Annotated in this window: 18 protein-coding genes; 12 read left to right on the plus strand and 6 right to left on the minus strand. The window is 70.9% G+C overall.

Annotated features, from left to right (window positions below; genetic code table 11):
- Positions 1 to 24: 24 nt before the first annotated feature.
- The gene (locus ACTWQO_RS14915; RefSeq protein ID WP_443237785.1) at positions 25 to 825 is read left to right on the plus strand and encodes a VOC family protein; all 801 of its coding nucleotides are present in this window, start codon (positions 25 to 27) and stop codon (positions 823 to 825) included.
- A gap of 81 nt (positions 826 to 906) precedes the next feature.
- Here the strand turns inward: ACTWQO_RS14915 and ACTWQO_RS14920 are convergent, their stop codons facing one another.
- On the minus strand, positions 907 to 1,641 hold the full coding sequence (locus ACTWQO_RS14920) for a TioE family transcriptional regulator (protein WP_443237786.1): 735 nt from the start codon (positions 1,639 to 1,641) through the stop codon (positions 907 to 909).
- 79 nt (positions 1,642 to 1,720) lie between these two features.
- On the opposite strand from ACTWQO_RS14920, the gene ACTWQO_RS14925 reads away from it, so the two are divergent.
- On the plus strand, positions 1,721 to 4,102 hold the full coding sequence (locus tag ACTWQO_RS14925) for an ATP-binding cassette domain-containing protein (protein ID WP_443237787.1): 2,382 nt from the start codon (positions 1,721 to 1,723) through the stop codon (positions 4,100 to 4,102).
- 125 nt (positions 4,103 to 4,227) lie between these two features.
- On the opposite strand, the gene ACTWQO_RS14930 is transcribed toward ACTWQO_RS14925, so the two are convergent.
- From ACTWQO_RS14930 to ACTWQO_RS14940, 3 genes are all read right to left on the minus strand, one after another.
- On the minus strand, positions 4,228 to 5,421 hold the full coding sequence (locus tag ACTWQO_RS14930) for a cytochrome P450 (RefSeq protein ID WP_443237788.1): 1,194 nt from the start codon (positions 5,419 to 5,421) through the stop codon (positions 4,228 to 4,230).
- Entirely contained in the window at positions 5,418 to 6,131 is a 714-nt protein-coding gene (locus tag ACTWQO_RS14935; protein ID WP_443237789.1) for a tRNA-dependent cyclodipeptide synthase, read from the minus strand. Before ACTWQO_RS14935 ends, ACTWQO_RS14930 begins: the two co-directional genes overlap by 4 nt.
- A 183-nt stretch (positions 6,132 to 6,314) precedes the next feature.
- Positions 6,315 to 8,024, minus strand: a complete 1,710-nt coding sequence (locus ACTWQO_RS14940; RefSeq protein ID WP_443237790.1) for a PucR family transcriptional regulator — start codon at positions 8,022 to 8,024, stop codon at positions 6,315 to 6,317.
- 256 nt (positions 8,025 to 8,280) lie between these two features.
- Between ACTWQO_RS14940 and ACTWQO_RS14945 the strand changes: the two genes are divergently transcribed.
- The 3 genes from ACTWQO_RS14945 to ACTWQO_RS14955 are packed head-to-tail and all read left to right on the plus strand — an operon-like array spanning position 8,281 to position 13,858.
- Positions 8,281 to 9,549, plus strand: a complete 1,269-nt coding sequence (locus ACTWQO_RS14945; RefSeq protein ID WP_443237791.1) for an aspartate aminotransferase family protein — start codon at positions 8,281 to 8,283, stop codon at positions 9,547 to 9,549.
- On the plus strand, positions 9,546 to 12,422 hold the full coding sequence (locus ACTWQO_RS14950) for an FAD-binding and (Fe-S)-binding domain-containing protein (protein WP_443237792.1): 2,877 nt from the start codon (positions 9,546 to 9,548) through the stop codon (positions 12,420 to 12,422). The genes ACTWQO_RS14945 and ACTWQO_RS14950 overlap by 4 nt, the downstream gene beginning before the upstream one ends.
- Positions 12,419 to 13,858, plus strand: a complete 1,440-nt coding sequence (locus ACTWQO_RS14955; protein WP_443237793.1) for an NAD-dependent succinate-semialdehyde dehydrogenase — start codon at positions 12,419 to 12,421, stop codon at positions 13,856 to 13,858. The genes ACTWQO_RS14950 and ACTWQO_RS14955 overlap by 4 nt, the downstream gene beginning before the upstream one ends.
- A gap of 18 nt (positions 13,859 to 13,876) precedes the next feature.
- On the opposite strand, the gene ACTWQO_RS14960 is transcribed toward ACTWQO_RS14955, so the two are convergent.
- Both ACTWQO_RS14960 and ACTWQO_RS14965 read right to left on the minus strand, forming a co-directional pair.
- Positions 13,877 to 14,620 carry an IclR family transcriptional regulator gene (locus ACTWQO_RS14960; protein WP_443237794.1) on the minus strand — a complete coding sequence of 248 codons (744 nt, stop codon included), beginning with the start codon at positions 14,618 to 14,620 and terminating at the stop codon, positions 13,877 to 13,879.
- A 220-nt stretch (positions 14,621 to 14,840) separates the two neighbouring features.
- Positions 14,841 to 15,587, minus strand: coding sequence for an IclR family transcriptional regulator (locus ACTWQO_RS14965; RefSeq protein WP_443237795.1), 747 nt, complete (start codon positions 15,585 to 15,587; stop codon positions 14,841 to 14,843).
- 283 nt (positions 15,588 to 15,870) lie between these two features.
- On the opposite strand from ACTWQO_RS14965, the gene solA reads away from it, so the two are divergent.
- From solA to ACTWQO_RS15000, 7 genes are all read left to right on the plus strand, one after another.
- Positions 15,871 to 17,010 carry an N-methyl-L-tryptophan oxidase gene (gene solA / locus ACTWQO_RS14970; protein WP_443237796.1) on the plus strand — a complete coding sequence of 380 codons (1,140 nt, stop codon included), beginning with the start codon at positions 15,871 to 15,873 and terminating at the stop codon, positions 17,008 to 17,010.
- 2 nt (positions 17,011 to 17,012) lie between these two features.
- The gene (locus ACTWQO_RS14975) at positions 17,013 to 18,074 is read left to right on the plus strand and encodes a succinylglutamate desuccinylase/aspartoacylase family protein (RefSeq protein WP_443237797.1); all 1,062 of its coding nucleotides are present in this window, start codon (positions 17,013 to 17,015) and stop codon (positions 18,072 to 18,074) included.
- A gap of 103 nt (positions 18,075 to 18,177) precedes the next feature.
- On the plus strand, positions 18,178 to 19,308 hold the full coding sequence (locus ACTWQO_RS14980) for an extracellular solute-binding protein (RefSeq protein ID WP_443237798.1): 1,131 nt from the start codon (positions 18,178 to 18,180) through the stop codon (positions 19,306 to 19,308).
- Positions 19,301 to 20,458, plus strand: coding sequence for an ABC transporter ATP-binding protein (locus tag ACTWQO_RS14985; RefSeq protein WP_443237799.1), 1,158 nt, complete (start codon positions 19,301 to 19,303; stop codon positions 20,456 to 20,458). The genes ACTWQO_RS14980 and ACTWQO_RS14985 overlap by 8 nt, the downstream gene beginning before the upstream one ends.
- A 2-nt stretch (positions 20,459 to 20,460) precedes the next feature.
- Entirely contained in the window at positions 20,461 to 21,393 is a 933-nt protein-coding gene (locus ACTWQO_RS14990; RefSeq protein ID WP_443237800.1) for an ABC transporter permease, read from the plus strand.
- Positions 21,390 to 22,256 carry an ABC transporter permease gene (locus ACTWQO_RS14995; RefSeq protein WP_443237801.1) on the plus strand — a complete coding sequence of 289 codons (867 nt, stop codon included), beginning with the start codon at positions 21,390 to 21,392 and terminating at the stop codon, positions 22,254 to 22,256. Before ACTWQO_RS14990 ends, ACTWQO_RS14995 begins: the two co-directional genes overlap by 4 nt.
- Positions 22,253 to 23,644 (plus strand): aminotransferase class III-fold pyridoxal phosphate-dependent enzyme, encoded by a 1,392-nt coding sequence (locus tag ACTWQO_RS15000; RefSeq protein ID WP_443237802.1) that lies wholly within the window; start codon positions 22,253 to 22,255, stop codon positions 23,642 to 23,644. Before ACTWQO_RS14995 ends, ACTWQO_RS15000 begins: the two co-directional genes overlap by 4 nt.
- Positions 23,645 to 23,649 lie beyond the last annotated feature (5 nt).

Here is a 23,649-nt window from a genome sequence, read left to right on the forward strand (position 1 = left end):
CAGGTTCTGCGAAAGGGAATCACCGTGATCACCACAGATTTCGTCCCAGGCTCACCCTGTTGGCTCGACCTCGGTGCCCCCGATGTCCCGGCCGCCGCGGCCTTCTACAGCGCCGTGCTCGGCTGGGACTACGAGTCCATGGGGGAAGGCGAGGACATGGAAGGCGGGATGTTCCGGAAGGACGGCAAGATCGTCGCCGGACTCGGCAAGCTCACCGAGGAGGGCGCGCGCTCGGCCTGGATGATCTACCACAGCGTCGCCGACGCGGACGCCACCACCCAGGCCGTGCAGAGCGCGGGCGGCACGGTGCGGGTCGCGCCCATGGACCTCGACGAGTGGGGCCGGATGGCGCAGTACAGCGATCCGCTGGGCGGCCAGTTCGCCGTCTGGCAGCCGGGCACGAACAAGGGCGTCGAGCTGGTGGACGAGCCGGGCTCGCTGTCCTGGACCGAGCTGTACACGAGCGACGCCGCGGCGGCGAAGGAGTTCTACGGCGGTGTCTTCGGCTGGCAGTTCAGTGACATGGAACTGCCGGGCGGCGGAGGCACGTACTCCCTCATCACCCCCGCGGGGCTGCCCGAGGAGCGTATGCACGGCGGCGTCATGGAACTTCCCAAGGAGAACCTCGCCCTGGCGGACGGACGGCCGTACTGGCACCCGGTGTTCGCCGTCGCCGACTGTGACGCCGCGGTCGCCAAGGTCACCGAGAACGGCGGCAGCGTGCAGATGGGTCCGGAGGACGCGGAGGGCGTCGGCCGGCTGGCGGTCTGCCTCGACCCGGCGAACGCGGACTTCGTGGTTCTCACGCCGGTCAGCCCGAGCTGAGCGCTCCGCTACGAGTGCCGCGATGTGCAGTCTTTCGTCTGCGGCGCCGTCGTGGCTGGTCGCGCAGTTCCCCGCGCCCCTTCAGGGCGCTGCCGAACCGCCCGATTTGCTGAGGAGCGCCATGTACTGAGCGAGTCGAGCGGCGGCGTCGAGCATCGCGAGTCCCCGGGCGGTGAGTCTGCGCCGCCAGTCGTCGAGGGCGGCGGACAGGGCCTGGGTGCCGCCGGCGGTGCGGATCTGCTGGACCACGGTGGAGATGTGGTCCAGCGGATAGCCGCCCCGCCTGAGGAGGTGGGCGAGCTCGGCGTCGCGGATGTCGGCGGCGCCGTAGGCGCGGTATCCGGTGACGGGCTCGCGGTCGGGGGCGAGGATGCCCGCGACTTCCCAGTTGCGGAGGGTCGCCGCGGTGACGCCCAGGCGGTGCGCCAGCTCGCCGACGCTGAGGGGTTCGGTGGCCACGGGGGTGTGCGAGGCGGTGTCCGGGCCGGTGGTCAGGTGCTCCACGGCCCGGGCGACCGCGTCCAGGGTTTCCCGGTCGCGCAGCAGTTGGGCGTGACTGCGGTCCACTGCCGTCAGCGCGGCGTCGAGTTCGCCCGCGTTGAGTGACCTCATGATCTGCCCGCTCACGGCGTAACCGTGCGCCGTGACGAGCGCGAGGTAGGCGCGGAGGGCCGCCGCATGCGCCTCGGTGTAGGTCCGGTAGCCGGACGGGGTGCGCTCGGCGAGCGGGATGCAGCCGTCGCGCTCGTAGTTGCGGACCGCCTGGGTCGAGATGCCGTGCTCGCGGGCGAGGTCGACGGGGCGCAGACGATCCACGGTTGAGACTTTAGCGCACGCGTCCTTGGGGTCTTCGGGGAAAGTCCCAATGGGTGTTGCAGATATACGATTAAGGGGCATGACCAGGGAAGTTCAGGAACTCAGCACCACGTCATCGCACATCGCCGACAGCCACGACCTGATCCGCGTGCACGGCGCGCGCGAGAACAACCTCAAGAACGTCGACATCGAGATCCCCAAGCGGCGGCTGACGGTGTTCACCGGTGTCTCCGGCTCGGGCAAGAGCTCGCTGGTGTTCGACACGATCGCCGCGGAGTCGCAGCGGCTGATCAACGAGACGTACAGCGCTTTCGTACAGGGCTTCATGCCCGTACTGGGGCGGCCCGACGTCGACGTCCTCGACGGACTGACGACCGCGATCATCGTCGACCAGCAGCCGATGGGCGCGCATATCCGCTCCACGGTCGGCACCGCCACCGACGCGGGCGCGTTGCTGCGCATCCTGTTCAGCCGGCTCGCCCAGCCGTACATCGGCTCGCAGCAGGCGTTCTCCTTCAACATCGCCTCGGCCGAGGCGTCGGGCACGATGGTGGTGAACGGGAAACGGATCGAGAAGGCCATCAGCGTGGTCGGCGGGATGTGTCCGCGCTGCGAGGGCACGGGAACCGTTTCCGACGTCGATCCCGCCCGGCTCTACGACGCCTCCCAGTCGCTCGCCGGCGGAGCGATCACCGTTCCGGGGTGGAAGACGGAGAGCTGGGTGGTGCAGTCGTTCACCGAATCCGGTTTCCTCGACCCGCACAAGCCGATCCGCGACTACACCGGCGAAGAGCTGCACGACTTCCTGCACCGGGACCCGGTCAAGGTGAAGGTGAAGGGGCTCAACACCACATACGAGGGCCTGATCGCGCGGGTCCGGAAGGCGTTCCTGTCCAAGGACAGGGAGACACTGCAGCCGCACATCCGTGCTTTCGTGGACCGGGCGGTGACGTTCTCCGTCTGTCCCGCGTGCCACGGCACCCGGCTCAGCGAAACCACCCGCTCCGCGAAGATCGACGGGATCAGCATCGCCGACGCCTGTGCGATGCAGATCAGCGATCTGGCCGCATGGGTCCGTGGCCTCGACGAGCCTTCGGCGGCGACGCTGCTCAAGGCGCTCGGCGAGACCCTCGACTCGTTCGTCGCGATCGGGCTCGGCTATCTCTCGCTCGACCGGGCGTCGGGCACGCTCTCGGGCGGCGAGGCCCAGCGCACCAAGATGATCCGCCACCTCGGCTCCGCGCTCACCGACGTCACCTATGTCTTCGACGAACCCACCGTCGGCCTGCACCCACACGACATCCAGCGCATGAACAACCTGCTGCTCCAACTGCGCGACAAGGGCAACACCGTGCTGGTCGTGGAACACAAGCCTGAGGTGATCGCGATCGCCGACCATGTCGTCGACCTCGGTCCGACGGCCGGTGCGGCCGGCGGCGAGGTGGTCTTCGAGGGCACGGTGGAAGGGCTGCGGGCCGGCGGCACGCTCACCGGACGGCACCTGGACGATCGCGCCTCGGTGAAGCCGTCGGTGCGCAGGCCGTCCGGTGTGCTGGAGGTGCGCGGCGCGACGGCCCACAACCTGCGCGACGTCGACGTGGACATCCCGCTCGGCGTGCTCACCGTGGTCACCGGGGTCGCCGGCTCGGGCAAGAGTTCGCTGATCCATGGCTCGGTGGCCGGACGGGACGGGGTGGTGACGGTGGACCAGGGGGCCATCCGGGGTTCCCGGCGCAGCAACCCGGCGACGTACACCGGACTGCTCGACCCGGTCCGCAAGGCGTTCGCGAAGGCCAACGGCGTGAAGCCGGCGCTGTTCAGCCCCAACTCCGAGGGCGCCTGCCCCCATTGCAAGGGCGCCGGCGTGATCTACACCGACCTGGCGATCATGGCCGGTACCGCCACGACCTGCGAGGAGTGCGAGGGGAAGCGGTTCCAGGCGTCGGTCCTTGAGCACCGGCTCGGCGGGTGGGACATCAGTGAGGTGCTGGCGATGCCGGTGACCGAGGCCGAGGAGTTCTTCCGCAGCGGCGCGGCACGCACCCCGGCCGCGCACACCGTCCTCCACCGGCTCGCCGACGTCGGGCTCGGCTACCTCACGCTCGGCCAGCCGCTCACCACCCTGTCCGGCGGCGAACGGCAACGCCTCAAGCTGGCCGCCCAGATGGCGGGGACGGACAGCGTCTACATCCTCGACGAGCCGACCAGCGGCCTCCACCTCGCCGACGTCGAGCAGTTGCTCGGCCTGCTGGACCGGCTCGTCGACTCCGGCAAGTCCGTCATCGTCGTAGAGCACCACCAGGCCGTCATGGCGCACGCCGACTGGATCATCGACCTCGGCCCGGGCGCTGGGCACGATGGCGGCCGGATCGTCTTCGAGGGCACGCCGGCTGACCTCGTCGCCGCGCGGTCCACGCTTACCGGCGAGCACTTGGCGGACTACGTCGGCAGTCGTCTTTAGTGTGCGGCGCCGTCGTGGCTGGTCGCGCAGTTCCCCGCGCCCCTTCGGGGCGCTGCTGATCCGGACGTGTGAAGCCCCCACCGGCGCTAGGCCGGTGGAGGCTTCACGTTCCCGGTTGCCGACGGTTACCAGGCGACGGGCAGCCGTTCGGGCAGGCGCTTCATGAAGTTGGTGCGCCATACGAGCTGTTCGGCCGGTACGGCGAGCCGTAGGCCCGGAAGCCGTTCCAGCAGTGTGTGCAGTGCGATTTCCGCGTGTTTCTTTCCGAGGGCCGTGGCGGGGCAGTAGTGCGCTCCGCCGCCGAAGGAGAGGTGATCGGCGGCGCCTTCCCGGCCGGGTCGGAACCGGTGCGGATCGGGGAAATGCGCGGGGTCGTGATTCGCGCCCTCGACGAGGACCAGGACCAGCTCCCCCTTCTTCACCTCCACATCGCCCAACCGGACGTCTTCCAGGGCGAGTCGGGGCAGGCCGTCGCCGATGGACAGGTTGATCCGCAGGAGTTCGTCCATCGCGTCCGCCACCGGGACGCCGCTGGTGGTGAGTGCGTGGCGGACGTCGTCGCGGGTCAGCAGCGAGACGAGGGCCATGGTGAGGAATCCCGAGGTGGAGATGACGCCCGCGCCGAAGAGGGTGACGCCGACCGTGGCGAACATCTCGTCCGTGACATGGGCGTATTCCTCGGTGCCCCGCAGTTTCGCGAGATCGCCCATCAGGCCCGTCGTGGCCGGGTCGTCGAGGCGGCCGGTCATGTAGGCGATGTCGCGGTCCCAGTTGAGCTTCGCGGCCTCTATCTCCCGGGGCGAGTTCATGAACGCCACGTCCAGGCTGCGCAGCAGCAACGCCGCATCCTCCCGCGGAACACCGAGGATGTGGCAGTGCATCCCGGCGGAGTACGGGTCGGCGAAACCGCCGCGCAGTTCAGCCGGTGCCCCCTCGGTGAGGAGCCCGTCCACCAGCCGGCCGGCCTCGCGCCGCATCCACTCCTCAAGGCCGGGGGCCTTGGGGTTGATGGCCTTCATCACCGCCTTGCGCAGCCCGGCGCCGGTGATGTTGCCCATGTTGTTCACCACCTCGGGCGGGATCGTCAGGGCGTACTGACGGGGAGCGCCCGGCGCGGAGGTGTCCTTGAGGGAGAACCGGTCGTCTTCCAGCACCTGCTTGCACAGCCGATACGAGGAGACCAGCCACGCCTCGGCACCGGCGATCGTGCGGACCTTCGTCACGGGCGTGGCGCGCAGGGCCTCGACGTCCTCGGGCAGGCGGGTGCCGTTCCAGTCGAAGGGGAACGCGGGGAGCGTCTCGGTCGTGGCGGTGATCAACGTGCTTCTCCTTCGGCGGGCTTGAGGATGCCGTGGCCCTGGTTGCGGGAGGCGCGCAGGCCGTATCCCCGTGCGTAGAGCAGGTCGGCGAGCGGCAGGGCCTGGTGGTAGCAGTTCAGCGACGACGGGACACCGAGGATGGCGGGGGTGTCGATGAACAGGGGGACTTCGGCGCACACGTAGTCCCGGCACACCTGCCGCTGCTCGTCGGTGGGTTGTCCGTCGGGGCCGAGTTTCCCGGCGAGAAAGAGGCCGGCCAGGGCGTCGCAGGTCTCGCGTACGGCCGGGTCGTTCTCCACGGCCTGGACGACCTCGTGGTGGAGGCGCCGATAGGCGGCGTTGCCCTGGAAGGCCGACATGGGGTGCCACGTCAGGCGGCTGCCCCCGGGGTCCGCGTCCGCGCAGGCGGTGGAGACCTTGGCGCGCACGCCCCGTACGTTCTTCACCGCCTTCTGCCGGGCGTGTTCGGGCGTGTGTCCGAGGGCCTGGTACATGTCGGCCACGTGGACGTCGGTATAGACGAAGTCCGCGTGGTCGAACCGGGCCGCAGCCCAGCGCGCCAGGTCATGGAGGCGCCGGGCCGAGAAGTAGCTGTTGCCGGGGGAGACCCCGATGATCGCGTGCGCGCCCTCTTCGGCGATGACGCGGCACTGGTCGGTATAGGGCTGGAGCTGGAAGGTCTCGGCTGGGGCGACAGTCGCCTGAGTCAAGATCGAATCCTCATCGCGCCGCGATTCTTCAGGACCTGGCGCCCTGCGTGCGGCGGCAGCGACGACCCCACGCTACCGAGCCGACGCAGTGAGTAAACCCCTACCCGTGGGTATCAATGGAAAATGCATTCCAGAATTCGGAATCTAGCCGATGGTCTGGTCACCGGCCTGCGCAGATGCCCTTCATGCGTCCCCGACCCGTAGGACATCGAGCGCTGTGAGTGCCACGTGGAGTTCGGTGCGCTGTTCGCCCGACTCGAGGTCGCAGTCGAGGATCCGCTCGATGGTGCGCAGCCGTTGGTAGACGGTCTCGCGGGACAGGCCGCCGGAGCGGGCGGCCACCGTCTTGTTGCCTGCCGCGTCCAGGTAGTGGCGCAGGGTGGTGAGCAGGTCGGTGCCGTGGCGGGCGTCGTGGTCGGCGAGTCGGCCGAGCCGGCGTTCGGCGTAGTCCTGGATCCGGGGGTCTTCGCGGAGGGCGAAGAGGAGGCGGCGCAGGCCGATGTCGGATCGCTCGTGGTAGGAGCGTCCCAGCGGGAGCGGCCGGCCGGGCTCGGTGGCTTCGGCGACGCGGGTCGCCTCGCGGAAGGAGCGGGCGACGGCGGGGAGGCCGGTCGCCTCGCTGCCCACGCTCACCGTTGTCCCCGGCACCAGTTCGAGTGCGGTGCGGCCGAGGTGTTCGACGACGGGTCGCCACGGCTGGTCGGGACGCAGGGACAGCAGGATGCCGAGGCGGGTCGGTCCGAGGAGGCCGACGAGGGCCTGTGTTCCCTTCTTCCTCAGCTCCTCGGAGAGGAGTTCCTCGGCCTTCGCCGTGTCGTCCTCGGGGCGGACGTCCGCGAGCACCGCGACGAAGCGGGAGTCCCTGGTGGGCAGGCCCAGCGCGGCGACCTGGGCCTCGGCGTCGGCGGGCGAGCGGTGGCGCTGTTCGACGAGGTCGCGCAGAACGCCTCGGTGCGCGGTGCGTTCCCAGGGTGTGGGGTGGGTGAGGCGGGCGATGGTGAGGGCCATCGCGGTTCTCTCCAGGACGGTGACGTCTTCGGGGCCGAACGGGCCGAGGGCTGACGGAGAGGCCGGGCCGAGCGGGGTCGGGGTCGGGGACATGGCGTGGCTCGGGAGCATGGCGACCCGCCCCCAGCGTTCGCCCTGGTACTCCACGGGCGCCACGAGCCAGCCCTCGGGGCCGGAGACGGTGGTGTGGTCGGCGGGCGGTGTCGCCCGGGAGCGCTGTTCCCAGTCGGTGAGCGCTGCCTCGACCGTGGCGCCGGAGGGCTCGCAGACGAGTGCCTGGTGCACCAGGTTCTCCAGCACGACGGTGTGGCCGCTCATCTCGGCGGCGGCGCGTACGACGTCCTCGGGTCCGGCGCCGCGCAGAGTGAGGGCGGTGAACGCCTCGTGGACGCGCTGGGTCCGCCGCATCACCTCGGCCTGGTTGCCGAGGATGAACGCGTGGACGACCTGGGTGACCTCCAGGAAGTTGACGTCCTTGGCCAGGGTGACAAGGGGCAGACCGCGCGCCCGGCAGGCGTGGACCAGGGCGTCGGGCGGGCGGTGGTAGCGGCGGACCAGTTCGATGACCAGGGCCGCCGCGCCGACGTCGGCGAGTTCGTCGACGTAGCGGCGTACGCCGGCCGGCTCCTCGGGCAGGGGCATGCCGGTCGTCAGGACGAGTTCACCGCCCTTGAGGAAGGAGGCGGGGTCGGTCAGCTCGGTGATGTGGACCCAGCGGACGGGCCGGTCGAGCCGTGCCAGGCCGGTGACGACCTGGGGCTGTCCGGCCGCCAGGACGGGCAGGGCCAGCACGTCGGCCACGGTGAGCGGGCGGCCGATGGCATCCATGTGCGGTCCCGGAACGGAGGTGTCGGGCCCTGGAGCCGCGTGGTGGTTCTCGCTCACGGTGCCTCCATGGGGTCCCTGCTCGCGACCCCGAGAGCTCGGGACGTGCCCTGTCACTCTGACAAGCACCGCTGACCTGCGCAAGGGCCCGCAGACGGCGGCGACGGGACCTGCGCGCGGGGTACAGGGCCCGGTATGCCTGACACAACGTCCGGATACCGCGTCCCGGCCGGACAGATCGCGCGTTGGCCCCGCCCCGGTCCACGGAGATGCTCAGAAAGACCGGAGCAGACCGCCGACCCGCCGGGAGACGAACATGACCGCACTGTCGCCGCACCTTCGCCAGGCCACCCCCGTGACGGCGGTCCGGGGCGAGGGCGTCCACCTCTACGGCGAGGACGGCCACCGCTACCTGGACTTCACCGCCGGCATCGGCGTGACCAGCACCGGGCACTGCCACCCCAAGGTCGTGGCGGCGGCCCAGGAACAGGTCGGCACGCTCATCCACGGCCAGTACACGACGGTCATGCACCAGCCCCTCCGCCGACTGGTCGAGAAGCTCGGCGAGGTACTGCCGACCGGCCTGGACAGCCTGTTCTTCACCAACTCCGGCAGCGAGGCGGTCGAGGCCGCACTCCGGCTGGCCCGCCAGGCCACCGGCCGCCCCAATGTCGTCGTCTGCCACGGCGGCTTCCACGGCCGTACGGTCGCCGCCGCCGCCATGACCACGTCCGGCACCCGCTTCCGCTCCGGCTTCTCCCCGCTGATGAGCGGCGTGGTCGTCACCCCCTTCCCGACGGCCTACCGCTACGGCTGGGACGAGGACACCGCGACCCGCTTCGCCCTGAAGGAGCTCGACTACACCCTCCAGACGATCTCCTCGCCCGCCGACACAGCCGCGATCATCGTCGAGCCGGTGCTCGGAGAGGGCGGATACGTCCCCGCGAACCGCGCCTTCATGGAGGGCCTGCGGGAGCGCGCCGACCGCCACGGCTTCCTCCTCATCCTCGACGAGGTGCAGACCGGCGTCGGCCGCACCGGCCGCTTCTGGGGCCACGACCACTTCGGCGTCACCCCGGACATCCTCGTCACCGCCAAGGGCCTGGCCAGCGGCTTCCCGCTGTCCGGCATCGCCGCCTCCGAGGAACTGATGACCAAGGCGTGGCCCGGCTCGCAGGGCGGTACGTACGGCGCCAACGCCGTCGCCTGCGCCGCTGCCTGCGCCACTCTCGACGTCGTACGCGACGAGAAGCTCGTCGAGAACGCCGACGCGATGGGCGCGCGGCTGCGCGCCGGTCTGGAGGCGGTTGCCGACCGGACTCCGGGCGTCGGCGACGTGCGGGGTCTCGGGCTGATGCTGGCCACCGAGTTCGTCACCGAGGACGGCGGCCCCGACCCCGACACCGCCGCCCGCGTGCAGCGCGCCGCCGTCGACGAGGGCCTGCTCCTGCTGCTGTGCGGGGCCTGGAACCAGGTCGTCCGCATGATCCCGGCGCTCGTCATCGACGAGGCGGCGGTGGACGAGGGCCTCCGGGCATGGGCGACCGCGGTGGAAGTCGGTACCTCGGGACCAGCGGCACGATGAGCGACACCCTCGCGCGGCTGACCGCCCGGCTCACCGAGACGGCTCCCGGCCTGCGGGTGGAGACCGGCCCCGGCGCCACCGGCCTCTACGCCTACGACGCCTCCAACTACCGGGTCCCGCCACGGGCCGTGGTCTTCCCCCGCAGCGCCGAGGACGTGGTCGCGGTGGCGCGGGCCTGCCGGGAGACGGGCGTCCCGGTCACCGCGCGCGGTGGCGGTACGAGCATGGCGGGCAACGCGGTCGGACCGGGCGTGGTCCTGGACTTCTCCCGGTACATGAACCGCATCCTGGACATCGACCCGGTGGCGCGCACCGCACGTGTCGAGGCCGGAGTGATCCTGGACGCGCTCCGCGACGCGACCGCCCCGCACGGGTTCACCTTCGGCCCCGACCCCTCCTCCCACAGCCGCTGCACCCTCGGCGGCATGATCGGCAACGACGCGTGCGGCAACCGGTCGGTGCGGCACGGGCGTACCAGCACGCACATCGAGGCACTGGAGATCGTGACGGCCGAGGGCGTGCGAGCCGTCGCCGACCGCACGGGCCTGCGTCCGGTGGACCCCGCGGACGCAGACCGGGTCGCCCGCCTCGAAGCGGACGTACACCGCCTGATCGACGCCAACCTGGCGCCCATCCGCACCGAGTTGGGCCGCATCCCGCGCCAGGTCTCCGGCTACCAACTGCACCGCCTGCTGCCCGAGCACGGCTTCGACATGGCCCGCGCCCTGGTCGGCACCGAGGGCTCCTGCGCGGTCGTCACCGCCGCGACGGTCCGCCTGGTGGCGACCGCACCGGCGTCGGCACTGCTCACCCTCGGCTACGACGATGTCGTCGACGCCGCCGAGGACGTACCGGAGATCCTGCGCTGGAACCCCACCGCGGTGGAGGGCATGGACGAGGCGATCGTCGCCACCATGCGCGCCCGGCGCGGACCGGACTCCGTCACCGGGCTCCCCGAGGGGCGCGCCTGGCTGTACGTCGAGCTCGACGGCGACGACCAGGCGGCGGTCGACGCCCGCGCCGCCGAACTGCTGGACGTGCTCAAGGCGCAGGGCCGGATGACCGGCGGACGGGTCGTGGAGAGCGCCGCCGAGCGGCGTTCGCTGTGGCGGGTCCGCGAGGACGGAGCCGGGCTCGCCGCCCGCCTGGTGGACGGGGGCGAATCGTGGCCCGGCTGGGAGGACGCGGCGGTCGCGCCCGAGAACCTGGCCGCCTACCTGCGGGACTTCCGCAAACTACTGGCCTCCCACGACCTGACCGGCGTGCTGTACGGCCACTTCGGCGCGGGCTGCGTCCACGTACGCATCGACTTCGACCTGGCCACGGACACCGGCCGGGCCGCCACCCGCCGCTTCCTCTCCGAAGCCGCCGCCCTGGTCGTCGAGCACGGCGGCACGCTGTCCGGCGAACACGGCGACGGGCGGGCGCGCGGTGAGCTGCTGGAGATCATGTACAGCCACCGCATGATCCGGACGTTCGCCGCCTTCAAGGAGATCTTCGACCCGGAGGGGCTGCTCAACCCCGGCGTCATCGTGGCCCCGGCCCCGCTCGACGCCGACCTGGCACTGCGCCAACTCCCGCTCCTGGAAACGACGTTCACCTTCCCGCACGACGAGGAGGGCTTCGTCGGCGCCGTACGCCGCTGCGTCGGCGTCGGCCGCTGCCGCAGCGACGCGGGCGGCGTGATGTGTCCCAGCTACCGGGCCACGGGCGAGGAGAACGACTCCACCCGGGGCCGGGCCCGCCTCCTCCAGGAGATGGTGCGCGGCGGAACGGTCCAGGACGGCTGGCGCTCGACGGAGGTGCGCGACGCCCTCGACCTGTGCCTGTCCTGCAAGGCGTGTTCCAGCGACTGCCCGGTCGGCGTCGACATGGCCACGTACAAGGCGGAGTTCCTGCACCAGCACTACAAGGGCAGGCTCCGGCCCCGCTCCCACTACTCGCTGGGCTGGCTGCCGCTGACCTCGGCCCTCGCCGGATACGCCGCCCGCCCCCTCAACGCGCTGCTGCGCGGACCGGTCGGCAAGCTGCTCGCCCGGCTCGGCGGCGTGACCACGAAGCGCCGGATTCCGGCCTTCGCCTCCCGGCGCGCACGGCGCGAGGTCCTGCGGGCTGCGAAGACGGACGTACCGACGAAGGCCCTGCTCTTCGTCGACAGCTTCACCCGCGCCTTCCGCCCCGAGGTCGCGGGCGCCGCGAGTCGCGTGCTCGCCGACGCCGGCATCCCCTGCACGGCCCAGGGCGGCCTGTGCTGCGGCCTGACCTGGGTCAGCACCGGGCAACTGTCCACCGCCCGCCGCATCATGGCCCGTACGGTCGCCCACCTCGACAACGGCGACGACCGGCCCATCGTCGTCGCCGAACCCAGCTGCGCCGCCGCCCTCAAGCGTGACGTCCCCGAACTGCTCGGCACCGAAGCCGCCCAGCGCGTCGCGGCCCGCGTCCACACCCTCACCGGCGCCCTGACCGACCTCGCCGCGCCGGACTGGACCCCACCGGAACTGCCGGACAGCGTCGTCCTGCAGACCCACTGCCACGAGTACGCCACCTTCCAGGGCCGCCACCCCCGCGACCTGCTCGGCCGTCTCGGCGTACGGAAGGTCGACGAGGCCGAGGGCTGCTGCGGACTCGCCGGGAACTTCGGTTTCGAGGAGCAGCACTACGACACCTCGATGGCCGTCGCCGACCTGGCCCTGAAGCCACGCCTCGACGCCATCGACCAGGACGGGCAGACCGTGGTCGTGGCCGACGGCTTCAGCTGTGCCACCCAGATCGACCACCTCGCCGGTGACCGGGGCATCCGCGCCCTGCACCTGGCGGAACTGCTCGACCCCGCCGCCGATCAAGCCGCTCGACCAGGAGGAACCCCATGACCGACACACCCACGCAGCTGTTCATCGGCGGGGCCTGGGTGGACGCCGCGGACGGCGCCACCATGCCCGTCGACGACCCGGCGACCGGTGAGATCCTCTGCCATGTCGCCGACGCGGGCGCCAAGGACGCCAGGCTCGCCGAGGACGCGGCCGTCCAGGCTCAGGAGGAGTGGGCCCGTACGGCGCCTCGGGCCCGTAGCGAGATCCTGCGCCGGGCGTACGAGATCATCCTCGACCGCACCGACGAACTCGCCCACTTGATGACGTCCGAGATGGGCAAGCCGCTGGCCGAGGCCAGGGGAGAGGTGGCGTACGCGGCCGAGTTCTTCCGCTGGTTCTCCGAGGAGGCCGTCCGTGTCGAGGGCGGCAACGGCGTCCTGCCCGACGGCCGCAACCGCATGCTGCTCTCGCGCCGCCCGGTCGGCCCCTGTCTGCTGATCACCCCGTGGAACTTCCCCCTCGCCATGGGGACGCGCAAGATCGGCCCGGCGATCGCCGCCGGCTGCACGATGATCCTCAAGCCGGCCCCGCAGACCCCGCTGTCCAGCCTGGCTCTCGCCGCGATCCTCAAGGAGGCCGGGCTGCCGGACGGCGTGCTCAACGTCGTCACCACCTCCCGTGCGGGGGAGGTGTGCGAACCGCTCCTGCGCGGCGGGCGGATTCGCAAGCTCTCCTTCACCGGCTCGACTCAAGTCGGGCGGCTGCTGCTCGCGCAGAGCGCGGAGGCGGTCGTACGGACCTCGATGGAGCTGGGCGGGAACGCGCCGTTCATCGTCTTCGAGGACGCCGACCTGGACAAGGCGGTCGACGGCGCGATGGTCGCCAAGATGCGCAACATGGGCGAGGCGTGCACGGCTGCCAACCGCTTCTTCGTCCACAGCTCCGTGGCGGAGGAGTTCGGTCGGCGGCTGGCCGAGCGCATGGGCGCGCTGGTCGTGGGCCCCGGCACCCGGGACGGTGTCGACGTCGGCCCGCTGATCGACCGGGTCGGACGGGCCAAGGTCGAGGAACTGGTGGCCGATGCGGTGGAGCGCGGCGCCCGGGTGCTCGTCGGCGGCCGTACACCCGAAGGGGCGGGCTGCTTCTACCCGCCGACCGTGCTCATGGACGTCGCCTCCGACAGCCGCCTGATGGACACGGAGATCTTCGGCCCGGTCGCGGCGATCCTCACCTTCGACGACGAGGACGAGGTGATCCGCCGGGCCAACGACACCCCCTGGGGTCTTGTCGGCTACGTCTTCACCGAGGGCCTGGACCGCGCCCTCAGCGTCAGCGAACGCTTGGAGGTCGGCATGGTCGGCCTCAACACCGGCCTCGTCTCCAACCCGGCCGCGCCCTTCGGGGGCGTCAAGCAGTCCGGGCTGGGCCGTGAGGGGGGCAGGGTCGGGATCGACGAGTTCCTGGAGTACCAGTACCTGGCGGTGCCCGTGCGGTGACGGCGGCAGCCGGCGCCCTCAGTGCAGGTGGCGAGCGGTGATCTCCGCAGCGGTCCCGGTCACCAGCCGTCCCAGCTCGGCGAGGCGGCCGGGCTCGAAGCGGGAGTCGGGCATGGAGACGGCCACGGCGGCCAGCGGCACGCCGTCACCGTCCAGGACGGGTGCCGCGATGGCACAGACGCCCTGGAGGTACTGGTTGTGGTTGACGGCGTATCCACGGTCCCTGACGCGGCGCAACTCCGCGCGCAGCTCCACGGGATCGGTGATGGTCTCCTCGCCGTACCCCTCGAACGCGCCCGTCGCGAATTCGTCGACCTCGGACTTCGGCAGATGGGCGAGGACCGTGTGCCCGGTTGCCGTGGCGTGCAGCGGCGAGGTGTCGCCGATGGCGTGGAAGGTCCGTACGGCGTGGTCGCAGTCGATGCGGTCGACGACGACCATGCTGTGCAGCGCGTCGGGCACGGAGAGATGGATGGTCTCGTTCAGCGTGTCCCGGAGCCGGAGCATGGGTTCGCGGGCGGCGGCGAAGAGGCTGGAGCCCTGGAGGGCGGCGGGCCGTACGGCCAGCACCCGGGCGCCGACCTCCCAGCGGGTGGTGTCCTTGCGGTTGGCGCGGAGCCAGCCCGCCTCGTTGAGCGTGACCAGGGTGCGCTGCACGGTGGACTTCGGGAGTCCGAAGAGCTTCGTCAGCTCGCCGACGGTCACGGGCTGGTGCTGGGCGACCGCTTCCAGGATGCGCAGCGACCTCGTGACGCTCTTCATTTCCATCCGGTGCCCCCGTCAGTTGTGCGGCCTCTTGGTGCTCACCTCGTGACTCCCTTCCGGAGGAGTCGACGGCATGATCGTGCCGGATTCTAGCATGGCGTTCCACAATACGGCATGAGCGGCATGAGTAAAGAGGTGGATCGGCGCAGCAGTAAGGGCCGGCTCCCACGGCGACGCGTGCGAGCCGGCCCTCGCCGGTGTGGAGCCTCTCGGGCCTTCAGGCGCCCAGCAGACGCCCGGAGATCTCCGTGGCCGTGTCGGTGACGAGGCCGCCCCACTCGGGCGCCCGGTCCTCGTCGTACCGGGAATCGGGCATCGAGATGGCCACGGCGGCCAGCGGTGTTCCGCTCTCGTCGAGCACGGGTGCGGCGAGGGCGCAGACGCCCGGCCGGTACTGGTTCCGGTTGATCGCGTAGCCGTCGGTGCGGATCCGGTCCAGCTCGGTGCGCAGCTCGTCGGGGTCGGCGGGGGTCGTGTCGCTGAAGCGCTCGAGTCCCTGCGTGATGAGTTCCTCGACGTCCTGTTTCGGGAGGTGGGCGAGGATGCTGCGCCCGACGGCGGTGGCGTGCAGCGGCGAGGTGTCGCCGATGGTGTGGAAGGTCCGCACGGGGTGGTCACAGTCGACGCGGTCCACCACGACCACGCACTGCAGCGCGTCGGGCACCGACAGGTGGATGGTCTCGTTCACCGCGTCGCGCAGGCGGATCATGGGTTCGCGGGCGGCGGCGAACAGGCTGGAGCCCTGGAGGGCGGCGGGTCGTACGGCGAGTACGCGGGCGCCGATCTCCCAGCGGGTGGTGTCCTTGCGGTTGGCCCGCAGCCACCCCGCCTCGGCCAGCGTGACCAGCGTGCGCTGCACCGTCGACTTCGGGAGTCCGAAGAGCTTCGTCAACTCCCCGACGGTGACCGGCTGATGCTGGGCGACCGCTTCCAGGATGCGCAGCGACCTCGTGACGCTCTTCATTTCCATCCGGTTTCCCCCCGTTAATCCTCGAAATCTCTGCTGGACACCCTATTGACTCCCCTCTGGGTCGCTGTCATTCTCGTGCCAGATTCTAGCACAGCGTTCCACAATGTGGCACGGCTCGATCGGAAAGATCCCGACGAAGTGGGCCGGCACCGCGAGACACGGCGGCTGTGAGCCGTAGGCCCGAAGAAAGGCCCGGCCCCCGTCCAAACCGCCTCGAATCGATCAGCCTCACGTCGGGCGCTCAGCATGCGCCCCGGCGTTACGAAAGGAAAGTCCTGTGTCAGCTGCCAGGAAGCGCGTCGCCGTGGTCGGCGTCGGAACGATGGGCAGCCAGGCCGCCTGGCGGCTGGCGGCCCGTGGCGCCGAGGTCGTCGGATACGACCGGTTCGCCCCCGGCCACGACCGCGGTGCCGCCGGCGGTGAGACCCGGATCTTCCGCAGCGCGCACTTCGAGGACTCCCGCTATGTCCCTCTCCTCAAGCACGCCGACGTCCTGTGGGAGCAGCTCCAGCAGGAGACCGGCCGTGAGCTGCGCCGGCTGACCGGATGCCTGCTGATGGGGCCGACCGACCACCACCAGATGGACACGGTCCTGCAGTCCATCGCGGAGCACGACCTCGACCACGAGGTGCTCGATGCCGAGCTGCTGGCCAAACGTTTCCCCCAGTACCGCATCGAGAGTGGCGACGCGGCCGTGCTCGACCGCCGCGCAGGTTTCATCCGCCCCGAGCTGACCATCCAGACCGCCGCCCGCCGCGCCGAGCAGCTGGGCGCGGTGATCCACCGCTACAGCACGGTCCGCGAGATCGTCCCCGTCGCGGCCGGCGTCGAGATCCGCACCGACGCCGGCAGCGAGCACTTCGACACGGCCGTCGTCACCCCGGGCCCCTGGGTCAACGACCTGCTGCCCGACCTGCCCTGGGAGGTGGACGTACGCCGCGTGGTCAGCGCCTGGTACGTGCCCACCACCCCCGACGCCTGGTTCGGCGAGGAGCGCCCCGCCTTCATCCGTACGGCACCCACCCACTGCTACGGGCTACCCTCCCCGGACGGCATCTCCGTCAAGCTCGGCCTCTCCCGCGCCCTGCACCGCCCCGTCGGCGACCCGAACCAGCTGGACCGGACGGTGCGGCCCGAGGAGCTGGAGATCTTCAGCGAGCTGATCGGCCGCTACCTGCCCGACCTGCACCCGGACCCGACCCGGCTCTCCGTCTACATGGAGGGCTACACCGAGAGCAGCCGCCCCCTGGTCGGCCCCCTGCCCGGCGCCGAGAACGTGATCCTGCTCGCCGGTTTCTCCGGCCACGGCTTCAAGCTCTCGCCCGCCTTCGGCGACATCGCCGCAGACCTGGCGCTGGACGGCACCTCGCCCCAGTCCATCGACTTCCTCTCCACCGTCGGCCGTACGGAGGCATGAGCATGAACGACGCGACGCTCGCCGTCGGCGCCCTGGAGGCCCGGCCCGGCACCAAGGCCCGCGGCACGGTCCAGGCCGACCTCGGCACCCTCACCGTCGACATTCCGCTGACCCTGGTCAACGGCGCCCGCCCCGGCCCCCGGGTCGTCATCACCGCCGGCGTGCACGGCGGCGAGTTCACGCCCATCGACGCCGTCGTACGCCTGGCGGACCGGCTGGAACCCGGCGAGGTGCACGGGCAGGTGATCATCTGCCCCGTCGCCAACCCGCCCGCCGTCTACCAGGGCCGGCTCAACATCTCCCCGGTCGACGGCGTGAACCTCAACCGCGTCTTTCCCGGCGACCCGGCCGGCGGCCCCACCGAGCGGCTGGCCGCCTGGCTCTTCACCCACCTGCTCGACGGCGCCGACGTCTACGCCGACCTCCACTGCGGCGGCATCGACCAGGTGCTGCGGGACTTCGTCGGCTACCGCCTCACCGGTGATCCGGACCTCGACAAGGCGACGGCCGAGCTGGCAGGCTCCTTCGGCATCGAGGACGTCCTCCTCGGACTGACCGCAGACGGCGGCAACAGCCACGCGGCCGCCGCCCGCCGGGGCATCTCGGCGGTCCTCGTCGAGGTGGGACAGCTCGGCCAGCGGGACGAGGCCACTGCCCTCCGCCGCGTCGACGGCCTGCTGAAGGCACTGCGCCATTTGGGCGTCCTCGACCAGGACGGCTCCGCCCCGGCGCCGATCCGGCAATGGGTCTGGTCGGCCGGTGTCACCGCCGAGGCCACCGGCCTGTGGTACCCGGAGTTCTCCTTCGACGCCGACGTCATCGGCGAAGTCGCCGAGGGCGACCTCCTCGGTCGCATCGTCGACCCGACCGACGGCACGGAGCACACCGTCCACGCCCCGGCCGACGGGCGGATCTTCTACGGCATGCACGGTCTCACCGTCGCCCCCGGCGCCGAACTCGCCGCCCTCGCCGTCCCGTGGGACCCCGACACGGCCGCGCGGGCCGACACCCTCCGCACCCCTGGCGCGGGACGCGGATCCGACGAGACGGCCCCCCGCACATAGCGCCCTCACCGTCCCCGCACGCAGCGCCCTCACCGCCCTCACCCCCCGCACGCAGCGCCCCCCGTCCCCCCTTCCCCAGCAGTCCCACCCCAGGAGGCACCCGATGACGAACCGAAATGCGGCTCCGCCGCGTGGCGCCCGGATAGACCGCCGGCTCTTCCTGCGCGGAGTCGGCGGAGTCACGGCGGGTCTCGCCACCGCGTCCGCCCTCAGCGCCTGCGGCACCGGCACCAGCCGGTCCGTCGGCGGCGGCGATGGCAAGAACTCAAAGACGCTCGTCGTCCGCAACAGCGGTGGCACCTACGGCGACGCCAACCAGAAGGCGGTCTACGACGCGTTCACCAAGGAGACCGGCATCCAGATCAAGGTGGTGAACATCGCGTACGCCCAGCTGCTCGCCCAGATCCAGCAGGGCCGCCCGCAGTTCGACCTGATCGACACCTCGATGGCCGACGTGGTGCGCTTCAAGGACGAGGACGCCACCGAGGCGCTCGACTACGACCGGCTGAAGAACGCCAAGAACGCGGGCATCGCCGACTCCCTGTTGATGACCCACGGCGTCGGCAAGAACTACTGGGCCAGCGTCATGGCGTACCGCACGGATTCCTTCGACGGGAAGAAGCCCGCGAGCTGGGCGGACTTCTGGGACGCCAAGGCCTTCCCCGGCAGCCGCGCCCTCCAGGCCCGCGACGCCGACCTGCCCGAGCTGGAGTTCGCGCTCCTCGCCGACGGAGTGCCCCTGGACAAGCTGTATCCGCTCGACGTGGAGCGCGCCTTCAAGTCCCTCGACAACGTCAAGGGATCCGTCCGCAAGTACTGGGACACCGGTGCCCTCCCCGGCCTGCTGCTGGGCCGCAAGGAGGTCGTCGCCACCAGTGTCTGGCACGGCCGGCTCGACGCTCTGATCAAGGGCGGCTCGCCGATGGCGTACCAGTGGAACGGCGCCCGCCGGCAGAGCAACGGCTTCTGCGTCCCCAAGGGCGCGGCCAACCCCGACGCCGCCTACCAGCTGATCGACTTCGCGCTGCGGCCCGACATCCAGGCCGCCTACGCCGAGCTCTACCCGATGGCGCCGGTCGTGCCCGCCGCCTACAAGAAGCTCTCCCCGGCCGCCGCCGGCAACCTGGCCAGCTCGCCCGAGCACCTGAAGTCCGGGTTCGACCTGGACGTCGAGTGGTGGATCAAGAACGAGGCCGCCGTGTCCAAGCGCTGGCAGGAGTGGGTCAATGCCTGAGCTGCACGTGAAGTCCCAGCCCCAGTCGTCCCCGGCGCTCTCCACGCCGTCGGGCACCGGCACCGGAAAGCCCCTCTCCGTCACCGATCTGCGCAAGACCTACGGCGGCGTGACCGCTGTCGACACCGTCTCCATGGAGATAGCGGGCGGCGAGTTCGTCACCTTCCTGGGGGCCTCCGGCTCCGGCAAGACCACCACCCTGATGATGATCGCCGGGTTCTGCGAACCGGACTCCGGCAGCATCGTCGCCGGCGGCCGTGACGTGACCCGGCTGGCCCCGCAGAAGCGCGGTCTCGGCTTCGTCTTCCAGCAGTACCTGCTCTTCCCGCACATGACGGTGTGGGAGAACGTCGCCTTCCCGCTGCAACTGCGCGACGTCCCCAAGGCGGAGCTGCGCCGCCGGGTCGGCGAGACCCTGGAGATGGCCGGACTCTCCGCGATGGCCCGCCGCCGGCCGCGCGAACTGTCCGGCGGCCAGCAGCAGCGCGTCGCGCTGTGCCGGGCCCTGGTCTACCGGCCCCCGGTCATCCTCATGGACGAGCCGCTCGGCGCCCTCGACAAGAAGCTGCGCGACCAGCTCCAGACCGAGATCAAGCGCATCCAGCAGGAACTCGGCCTGACCGTCATCTATGTGACGCACGATCAGGAGGAGGCGCTGGTCCTGTCCGACCGGATCGCGGTGATGCGGGACGGGCGGATCGACCAGTTCGACACCCCGCGTGAACTCTTCGAGCGCCCCGGCACCCCGTTCGTCGCCGACTTCCTCGGCGCTGCCAACTTCCTCCCCGGCACGGTCAAGCAGCAGACGTCCGAGCAGACCCTCGTACGGCTCGACACCGGAGGCCTGCTCAAGGCCCGCCCGCAGTCGGGAGCGGAGGGAGCGCGGGTACGCGCCGCGGTCCAGCCCGGCCGGCTCGGACTGTGTACGCCCGGCGACGGGTTCTGTACCGGGACCGTGGAGACGGTCACCTACGTCGGCACCCTAGTCCGCGTCACGGTCCGCCCGGCGGGCGACGCCGACACCGGCGCCGACACCGGTGTCGTACGGCTGGAACTCCCGGCCGGAAAGGCCCCGGTCCTCGGCGAGCAGGTCAGCCTGACCGCCCACCCCGACGACGTCAGCGTCTTCGCGGTCGAAGGAGGCGGATGAGCATGGCCGGAACCGTCCTCGCCCCCGTACCCCCGGCCCCGGGCCCCGCGACCCCCACCCCCCGCAAGGGACGGCTGCGCCGCGCCCTGTCCGAGCGCCGCACCCGCTTCGGGCTGCTCAACGCCGCCCCCGTCGTCATCTATCTGCTGGTGCTGTTCGTCTTCCCGATCTTCAGCACCCTGCTCCTCAGCTTCAAGGGCGAGGACGGCGGCTGGACGCTGCACTGGTACACGGACGCACTCCAGGGCTCCAACCTGGAGGTCCTCCTCACCACGCTGCGGATCTCCGCCGAGACCTCGCTGCTGAGCCTGGTCATCGGGTTCCTGCTGGCCGCCGCCGTCTCCCGGCTCAAGCCGCTGTGGGCGGGCCTGGTGATGGTCATCGTCATCGTGCCGCACTTCATCAGCGCGCTGGTGCGGACCTACGGCTGGATCATCCTGCTCGGTGAACACGGCGTCATCAACAACGCCCTGACGGACCTGGACGTCCCCGGCGCCCCGTTCCAGATGCTCTACAACGAGCTGGGCGTGGTCATCGGCACCACCTCGGTGATGCTGCCGTACACCGTGCTGCTGCTGTACGCGGTCATGAAGGGCATCGACCGCAGACTGCCCGCCGCCGCGGCCAGCATGGGCGCCGGACGACTGACGATCTTCCGCCGGGTCTACCTGCCCATGGTCGCCCCCGGCCTGGTCAACGCGGGCATCCTGTGCTTCATCCTCTGCCTCGGCTACTACCTGACCCCCGCCCTCATGGGCGGCCCGAAGCAGACCATGGTCGCCTCGCTCATCAGCGAACAGGTCATGAAGCAGAGCCAGTGGAACGGCGCCGCCGCGCTCGGCATCATCCTGCTGCTCCTCACCTTCGCGGGTCTGCTCCTGCTGCGGCTCATCAAGGTCCTGACCGAGGCCGCGAAGAATCGAGGTATCTCATGATCGCGCTGCGCTCGACCCTGACCGGGCGGATCTGCCTGACCGTCGCCTCCACGCTGATCCTGCTGTTCCTCGCCCTGCCGATCGTCCTCATCGTCGTCACCTCCTTCGGCAGCGACGCGTTCGGCTCCTTCCCGCCGGACTCCTGGACGCTCGGCTGGTACAAGTCACTGTTCGCCGACGGCAGCAAGTGGCCGGCCGCGCTCTCCCTGAGCGCCTTGGTCGCCTCCCTGACCACCGTGTTCTCGCTCGTCCTGGGCATCACGGCGGCGACCGCGCTGGTCCGCAGCGACCTGCCGCTGCGCTCGGCGGTCTACGGCCTCGTCCTCGCCCCGCTGGTGATCCCCCAAGTCGTCATCGCCCTCGGCCTGTTCCTGCTCTTCGAGCCGGCCGCGATGCTCGGCAGCCCGATCGCCATCGCCCTCGGCCACACCGTGCTCGCCGCACCGATCGCCGTGATGATCCTCATGGCCACGCTGAAGGGCATCGACGAACGGCTGGAGGACGCGGCGGCCAGCATGGGCGCGAGCCGCCTCACGGTCGCCCGGCGCATCACGTTCCCGCTGGCCATGCCCGGCATGATCGCCGCCGCGATCTTCTCCTTCATCACCAGCTTCGACGAGTTCTTCATCTCCATGTTCCTGTCCTCGGTGGACACCGTGACCCTGCCCGTCCAGGTCTTCAACGTCCTTCAGTTCGACGTCGACCCGTCGGTGACGGCCATCAGCGCGGTGCTCATCGCGGTCGCCGTCCAGGCCCTCGCCCTGGTCGCCGCCGTACGCCGGCTCGGCGGCTCCGGCAAGCAGGACGGTCTGCTGCCGACGGAGCCCGCCATGCGCCTGCCCACCGGGAGTGACCCCGAATGACCACCGGCACCCGCACCCCGGCCGGTGAACTGTCCGCCACCGCGGCCAGACACCTGCTGCTCAACATGACCCCCAACGGCTCGCTCGGCCCCGAGGGCGAGAACCTGCTCGTCGTCCGGCGGGGAGAGGGCCCGTACGTCGACGACGCGGACGGCAGGCGCTACATCGACGGCCTGTCAGGGTTGTACTGCTGCCAACTCGGCTACTCCTACGGCCCCGAGTTCGCCGAGGCCGCCGAACGGCAACTGCGCGAGCTCTGCTACAGCCCACTGTGGACTTCCTCCGCGCACCCCACGGCGATCGAACTCGCCGAACGGCTCTCCCGGATCGCCCCCGTCGACATCGAGCACACCTTCTTCTCGAGCGGCGGCGCCGAAGCCGTCGAGACCGCCTGGAAGATCGCCCGCCGCTACCACGCCCTGCGCGGGGAGCCGGGCCGGGTGAAGGCCATCGCCCGGCGCGGTGCCTACCACGGGCTGACCATCGGCACGCTGTCCCTCACCGACGACCCCGGTCTGACGGAGCCGTACGGCCCGCCCGCGATCGACACCCGGTTCGTGTCGAACACCAACCGCTCCGGCCTCGCCCCGGAGTTCGCGGACGACGGCGTGTACACGGCCCGGCTGCTCGCCGAGCTGGAGGCCGAGATCCTCGCCGAGGGCCCGGAGACGATCGCGATGCTGATCGCCGAGCCGGTACAGAACCGCGGAGGCTGCATCACCCCACCGACCGGTTACTGGCAGGGACTTCGCGCCCTGGCCGACCGGTACGGCTTCCTCCTCGTCGCCGACGAGGTGATCACCGCCTTCGGCCGGCTGGGGGAGTGGTTCGGCGGTGACCGCTACGGCGCCCGCCCGGACCTCGTCACCGTCGCCAAGGGCATCACGGCCGGATACGCCCCCATGGGGGCAACTCTGGTCAGTGGTCGTGTAGTTGAGGTCATCAATCAGCCCGGCGCCGTCCTCAACCACGGCTACACCTTCGCCGGACACCCGCTCAGCGCGGCCATCGCCCTGCGCAACCTGGAGATCATGGAGCGGGACCGGATCCTGGAGAACGTCCGCGGCCTCCAGGACCATCTCGCGGCGCGCATGAACACGCTCGTGGACCTGCCGATCGTCGGCGACGTCCGGGGCACCGGGTTCTTCTACTCCTGCGAGCTCGTCGGCGACCTCGACGGCGGCGGCTTCAGCGACACCGCCCGCGCCGATCTGATCGCCGACCTGATCCCGCGCCGGCTGCGCGAGGCCGGCCTCCTCGCCCGCGTCTACAACCGGTCCGCGCCACTGGTCCAGATCGCGCCCCCGCTGATCAGCGACCGCGCCCTTCTCGATGCGATCGCCGACATCCTCGCGCAGACCCTCGCCGAGGCGTCCGCCCGCATCTGATCCAC

It is taken from the genome of Streptomyces sp. 4N124, from assembly GCF_052245395.1.
Lineage (GTDB): Bacteria > Actinomycetota > Actinomycetes > Streptomycetales > Streptomycetaceae > Streptomyces.

Bases quoted from the DNA above. Each gene is read 5' to 3' on its own strand.
- ACTWQO_RS14925 (WP_443237787.1), top strand. From the start codon at position 1,721: ATGACCAGGGAAGTTCAGGAACTCAGCACCACGTCATCGCACATCGCC.
- ACTWQO_RS14945 (WP_443237791.1), top strand. From the start codon at position 8,281: ATGACCGCACTGTCGCCGCACCTTCGCCAGGCCACCCCCGTGACGGCG.
- ACTWQO_RS14950 (WP_443237792.1), top strand. From the start codon at position 9,546: ATGAGCGACACCCTCGCGCGGCTGACCGCCCGGCTCACCGAGACGGCT.
- ACTWQO_RS14955 (WP_443237793.1), top strand. From the start codon at position 12,419: ATGACCGACACACCCACGCAGCTGTTCATCGGCGGGGCCTGGGTGGAC.
- ACTWQO_RS14960 (WP_443237794.1), bottom strand. From the start codon at position 14,620: ATGAAGAGCGTCACGAGGTCGCTGCGCATCCTGGAAGCGGTCGCCCAG.
- ACTWQO_RS14965 (WP_443237795.1), bottom strand. From the start codon at position 15,587: ATGAAGAGCGTCACGAGGTCGCTGCGCATCCTGGAAGCGGTCGCCCAG.
- ACTWQO_RS14975 (WP_443237797.1), top strand. From the start codon at position 17,013: ATGAACGACGCGACGCTCGCCGTCGGCGCCCTGGAGGCCCGGCCCGGC.
- ACTWQO_RS14980 (WP_443237798.1), top strand. From the start codon at position 18,178: ATGACGAACCGAAATGCGGCTCCGCCGCGTGGCGCCCGGATAGACCGC.
- ACTWQO_RS14985 (WP_443237799.1), top strand. From the start codon at position 19,301: ATGCCTGAGCTGCACGTGAAGTCCCAGCCCCAGTCGTCCCCGGCGCTC.
- ACTWQO_RS14990 (WP_443237800.1), top strand. From the start codon at position 20,461: ATGGCCGGAACCGTCCTCGCCCCCGTACCCCCGGCCCCGGGCCCCGCG.
- ACTWQO_RS14995 (WP_443237801.1), top strand. From the start codon at position 21,390: ATGATCGCGCTGCGCTCGACCCTGACCGGGCGGATCTGCCTGACCGTC.
- ACTWQO_RS15000 (WP_443237802.1), top strand. From the start codon at position 22,253: ATGACCACCGGCACCCGCACCCCGGCCGGTGAACTGTCCGCCACCGCG.